Annotated in this window: 2 protein-coding genes; both read left to right on the top strand. The window is 46.3% G+C overall.

From position 1 onward, the window contains the following. Positions 1–651 (top strand): ShlB/FhaC/HecB family hemolysin secretion/activation protein (locus ACFIMI_RS09450; RefSeq protein ID WP_375692517.1); only part of this gene is annotated, 651 nt, incomplete at its 5' end. A gap of 25 nt (positions 652–676) precedes the next feature. Beyond that, positions 677–4,863: filamentous hemagglutinin N-terminal domain-containing protein (locus ACFIMI_RS09445; protein ID WP_375692516.1), on the top strand; the 4,187-nt coding region annotated here is incomplete at its 3' end.

Below are 4,863 nucleotides of genomic sequence, written 5' to 3'. Positions count from 1 at the left end.
GGCAATAAGATTGAAGTGGGCAGCCGTCAATATAGCGTCGCCAATTTTGGCATTTCGCATTCGCGCCAGATGTTGGGGGGGACTTGGACCTTTGATGTGAGTTATTTGCAAGGGCTTCCCTTGTTTCATTCAGTAAAGAAACATGCGCCAGGAGCAGGGGATGCGGAGCCACAATTTGCCAAATTTACTGGTACGCTTAGTGTCATGACGCCTTTTAAGATAGGGGGCTTGGACTTTATACTGAGCAATCTTTTGAGTGGTCAATATTCACCGCATAATTTATTGGGAGCTGAACAGATTTCGTTGGGGGGCGCTTCCAATGTTCGTGGCACGCGTGAGAGTTTGCTTTTTGGCAATAACGGTTTTTTTAGCCGGAATGATTTGCTGCTACGCACCATTCCGTGGAGCAATCACGCGACCTTCAAAAAGGTTTTTGGTGAACTTCGCCCTTATGTTGGTTTGGATTATGGGCGTGTTTTTGCACAACCCTTGTATGGGATTAAGAATGATCAGCTTGCCGGTTGGACAGCCGGTGTCAAGCTTGCGGGAGGCATGGTCTCTCTTGATGCCAGTTATTCCAGTATTTTTTGGAGCACAGTTAAGCACAAAAAATCAGGAACATTTTTTATGACATTAACAATGGAACTTTAAGCATTTTTTATTGGGGAGTTAACGTATGAGATATGAGAAGAGAGCAGAAAGAGCAGCTTTATTAGGTGTTTTGGTCTCCAGTACGATGCTCAAAAAGGTTTTATTTGGGGGACTTGGTTTTTCTTGTTTGTTAGCCCCTTCAGCGTTACAGGCGCAAATTACTGTGGATCCTAACGCTCATGCCGCCCATCGTCCAGATATAGTGGCAGCGCCCAATGGGGTTCCCTCGATTGATATTGTTACCCCCAATGGCAAGGGCTTATCGCACAATAAATATAACGATTTTAATATTGGAAATCCGGGTGTGATTTGGAACAATCATGCGCAAGAAGTAGGGCAATCGCAGTTGGGGGGCATTATGCCGGGCAATCCGCATTTGCGTTTCACGGGTTCAGCGAAAGTGATTTTAAATGAAGTGACCAGCAGCAAGCGCAGTGCGCTTCATGGTCCAGGAGAGGTTTTTGGGAGCCCCGCCGATGTGATTATAGCCAATCCCAATGGGATAAGCTGTGATGGTTGTGGCTTTATCAATACGCCCCATGCGACCTTAACCACAGGTGTTCCCGAAATTGATGCGAGCGGTTTTTTGAAAGGCTTTGAGGTGCGAGGTGGGGATATTACCTTTGGCGCTAAGGGAGCCAATTTTTTCTCTGGCAAGGGGGCGGTTGATATTGTCGATATTGTCTCACGCACAGTGCATTTTGAAGGAGCTGTTGCGGGCAAGGAGATTGGTGTGACAGCAGGGACAGGTCACTTTGATTATGCTTCACGGGAAATGAAAGAACTGACCGATATTACCGGTAAACCGGAATATGCGATAGATGGTTCTGCTTTGGGGGCTCTACAGGCGGACAGAATAAAACTTGTGGCAACAGAAAAAGGTGTTGGGGTTCGCATGCGCCATGATATGGCCGCCAATGCGGGGCAGTTGCATCTTTCTGCTGATGGGAAAATCTCGTTGAAGAATGTTTTTGGTCATGGGGGTGTTGTCCTCAAATCGAAAAGCCAGAGCGTATTGGCAAAGCACATCACCTCGAAAAAGCATATTGATATTGCCGCCCATAAGGATGTGACGTTAGAAACGGTTGGCGCTGAGGGTCATTTGAAGATAGAGGCGCAGGATGGGCTTTTATCGATTGCCGGTAAAGCAACCTCTGGGGGCAATATGGAGCTTTCTTCGCGCCAGACACTTCAAGTTTCAGGGCTAGGGTCAGGTGCTGATATGGCTCTTGAATCGGGCGGAGACTTGAAGCTTGAGGGGATTGTTTTAGCGCAAGGGAATCTCAAGGCGCATGCCGGTGGTGATATACAAGCTCATTTTTTAGCCGGTGGGGTTGATCTGGCGGCAACGGGTGCTGCTGGTGTTGTTGTTCTTGGCACCCAAGGGGATGTTGATCTCCAGAGCAGTCAAGGTGCGATTGTTGCTGAAAGTGTTTATGGAGCAGGAGATATCACCCTGGTTTTTCATAACGGGCTATCTGTTTCTCAAACAATTCTATCGCATCAAAATGTTGCCATTCAAGCACAACCAGCAACAAATGCTCCCGTTCATTTTGGGCAACTTTTAGCCTATGGCAAGGCAAATATTGAGGGTGGGGCGGTTGACTTTTCTTCGCTGATGACGGGTGAAGAAGCTGTTTTAAAGGTTGGCAGCCTTGATGCAGGGACACTGATGACAGGTGTCGTTTCTACGGGCGGTTCAGGGGATCTTGTTTTAGATGAAAAGGGCTTTCTTTTGATTACAGCAAAAGAAGGGGTGAAGGTTGGTCAGATTGCCAGTGGTGGCAATATTGAAATTTTTGCAGGCAACGACATCTATTATGATCAGGTCATAGGCTATGGCAGTGCAACATTGACATCGGTATCTGGAGAGATCAGTGTTGAGAATGTGCTGTCTGCTGAGGGGGATGTGAGATTGACGGCAAACACTCTCGATTTAAGCAATAATCGTTCTCATATTTACACGCCGCAAACGCTGTATTTAATTGCAGATCATATTGATGTCTCGGACAGTAAATTGACTTATGGCGGTTTAGACTTTCAAAGCACCAATGCTCTTGATATTCACAATGCGCGGCTACAAGCCGTAAGAGATGGCGGTGGGACTGGAGATATTCTCTTTATTGCTCCAAGCGTTATGGTTGATGAGACAACGTCTGTTTTAGCAGCACGAGATTTCGTGATCAAGACGGGGGAGCTTAGAAATAGCGGTCAATTGGCATCGGGGCAGGATTTAGTCTTTAGCGTGACGGGGGATGTGACCAACAACAAAACGGGCTTAATTTATGTGAAGGGCAATGGTGCTTTACAAGTTGATGGGGCTTTGCTCAATGATTTTGGCACCATAATGACAGAAGGTGATTTATCTTTCACCAATGCAGATGGCAGCGGAAAAAGCCTTTCGCTTGTCAATAAAGCAGGCTTTATTCAAGCTGGTGGAAACTTAAATATCCAAACCAACACTCTAAAAAACGAAGCCGATAGCACGCCTGTCATCACGGAAAAAACGGAATATAGCGATATTTCTTTCCAAAAACCAAAGGGTTCTGATCAACTCAGTGATGGGATGTTATATCAGGAGGACCCCAATCTTTGGGGAAAGGGGCACGAATATCAAGAAGATAAACTAATAGGAAAAGGGCATGTAGAACTTTTTTTGGATATTCCACTTTGGGCGAGCAAAGAAGGAACCTATGGCACTGCAATTTCAAGCGATGGAATAGTTTATAAGGCATTCACTTGGAAACATAAGTCTATAAAGAAGGAATTGTCTGTACACCGGTATCAATGGAATGGTGATAGGTGGGGGGTCTTATCCCCAAACAAACACTGGTCACACATGACAGAAAAGACTGTCACACAAGCATTTTCGCATAAACCAACTGTTTCGGGGGTAATACAATCTAGTGGCAATCTCATCATTAACGCTGATACCATTGACAACCATTATAGCTCTATAGAAGCAGGGGGAAATGCCGATATCCACGCTGGTGTGCTCACCAATCTGGGGGCAACAGCTTATAAAAAAACTTATCTGGGTTGTAATGCCAATACGCAGGATGGTTATTGTTATGGCTATAAAGCTGATGGAAGCCGCGATGTTTCTTTAGATATAGCCGATGGCAAGGATCGCCATACTGGTTCAGAAGCTCTTGATGCAGCTCCTGGTCTTGTCCAAGCGGGTGGCACGTTGAATTTGGTGGTCGATCAACTCAATAACACGGCAGCGGAAGGTTCGATTACAGGGGATGCGCATTTTAAAGCACAAGCAGTTGAAGGCAATCCACTGGAGACCTTAAGTGGTTTAACCGGGGCTGGTGCTCTCTTTACACCAAAAGTGGATCTCAATAATGCAGGGGAACTTTCTGAGGGGCTCCCTTTACCAAAGCCCCAATCGGGTGGGGTTGGGGGCACGCTGCCCAACCAGAATTTTATTTATGAAACGCGGGCAGAATTCCTTGATGTTGGCAAGTTTTATGGCTCAGCCTATTATTTGAACAGAATTGGCTACAATCCTGACAGAGAGATTTTTTTCTTAGGTGATGCTTATTTTGAAAAGCAGCTGATTGAAAAACAAATGCGTGATCTGGTTGGTCAAGGTTTGGGCAAAGGTTCCTTTATTCCTGGAAGTGATGCCATTGAACAAGTCAAAACCTTGCTGGATGTCGGGGCAGACTATGCAAAAGCCCACAATCTCCCCTTTGGTGAGGCTTTGAGTGAAGAACAATTAGCATCCCTAGAAGCCCCGATGGTGATTTATGTGCGCCAACAGGTCAAGGGCATGGATGTTTATGCACCGGTGCTTTATATCCCTGAAAAAGACAGAGCCTCCTTTGTTTCTGCTGGGGCTTTGATCATGGGCGATGATATCAATATCACCAGCCAAAATACAAGCAATTCTACAATAACCAATTCAGGGCGGATTGCGGCAAATCACCAATTGCATGTGCATGGCGGGGATATCTTTAGTCAAGGGGGGCATTTTGCGGCGGGTGGTGATGCTGTTCTCCTTGCGGAGAAGAATATTCGTTTAGATGCAGGGCGCACAACGGTTGACGGCGTGGAGACCGTTTTAAACACCGAGGCGCTTTCTGCTGGTGGTAATGCAACGGTGATTGCCAAACAAGATATCACAGCCTCAGGGGTGGGGATCACTACCGGAGGTGATCTTGCCATGGCTACAGAAGAAGGTAACTTGACGATCGGTTCAGC

The organism is Bartonella sp. AP4SXKL (assembly GCF_042195845.1).
In the GTDB taxonomy this organism is placed as follows: Bacteria; Pseudomonadota; Alphaproteobacteria; order Rhizobiales; family Rhizobiaceae; genus Bartonella.
Note: the sequence above shows the minus strand (reverse complement) of the source record. Positions and strands in the feature narration are given on the sequence as shown.